Origin of the sequence: Bacillus sp. CGMCC 1.16607 (assembly GCF_042683745.1) — a bacterium.
Lineage (GTDB): Bacteria > Bacillota > Bacilli > Bacillales > Cytobacillaceae > Pseudoneobacillus.
Genome location: NZ_JBHUJX010000034.1, coordinates 1 through 1,180 on the forward strand (window position 1 = coordinate 1; position 1,180 = coordinate 1,180).

Genomic DNA, 1,180 nt, shown 5'->3' on the forward strand with positions numbered 1-1,180 from the left:
CGTGTGAGAATGATCAATATTCTATTTATCAAATTGCATCTATTTATAAAGTGGACAAATCCACCATTATGGAATGGAAACACAAATTTGATAAAGATGGGATTGATGGTCTAAAAGAGTCATCCAGTTGGAAAGAGTACTCAAAGGAACTTAAGCTATCTGCCATAAGAGAATATCAGTCTGGAGAATACTCCCTTCGCGAGATTAGTAGAAAGTATGGAATCTCCGATAAATCTACACTTAGAAAGTGGATCAACAAGTATAATAGTCATAGAGAAATAAAGGAAACGTCAAAAGGAAGGACGAGCTCTATGACTAAAGGGAGAAAAACAACTTGGGATGAACGGATTCAAATTGTGATTGATTGCTTGGGGAACGGTAAAGATTATCAGAAAACAGCTGAAGTATATGATGTTTCTTACCAACAAGTATACCAATGGGTAAAGAAGTATGAAAATGGCGGAGAGGACTCACTTAAAGATAAGCGTGGAAGATCGAAAGAAGAAACAGAGTTAACTCCAGAAGAGAAAATCAAGCTGCAGATGAAAAAATTAGAAAGAGAAAATGAACGGTTACGTGCAGAGAACTTATTCTTAAAAAAGTTAGAGGAGATCGAAAGGAGGCGAAAATAAGTCAAATCCGATTTGAGGATAAGTATATCGCTATTCAGGAGCTTCAAAAGAAAGAAAATTTAAGCATTAGTTTACTTTGTGAAATTGCGGGAATTGCCCGCTCTGCATACTATAAGTGGCTTAATCGTACCCCTTCTTCCCGAGAAATTCTAAATGAAGAAATCATTAAAGAGTTGAAAATTCTCCATGAAAAGGTAGATCGCACCTTTGGATATCGCCAAATGACACTTCATATGAATAGACAGTTTGAAGAGAAACTGAATCATAAAAGAATCTATCGACTAATGAAAGTGACTGGCTTACGCTCTGTCATTCGGATCAAGAAAAAACAATATAAACGTACTACACCTCAACATGTGGCAGAAAACATATTAAATCGGGAATTTACCGCGGAAAAACCAAATGAAAAATGGGTTACAGATGTAACAGAATTTAAGTATGGCCAATCAAAGAAGGCTTATTTAAGTGCGATTCGTGATCTTTATGATGGATCAATTGTAAGTTATGTTTTAGGACATTCCAATAATAATCAACTTGTATTCAAGACG

2 protein-coding genes are annotated in these 1,180 nt (G+C 35.5%); both read left to right on the forward strand.

Annotated elements, in window-relative coordinates; translation table 11 throughout:
* On the forward strand, window positions 1-632 hold a 632-nt coding region (locus tag ACFSO7_RS22455; protein ID WP_377879677.1), incomplete at its 5' end, for a helix-turn-helix domain-containing protein.
* Window positions 633-637: 5 nt separating this feature from the next.
* Window positions 638-1,180: IS3 family transposase (locus tag ACFSO7_RS22460; RefSeq protein ID WP_377879678.1), on the forward strand; the 543-nt coding region annotated here is incomplete at its 3' end.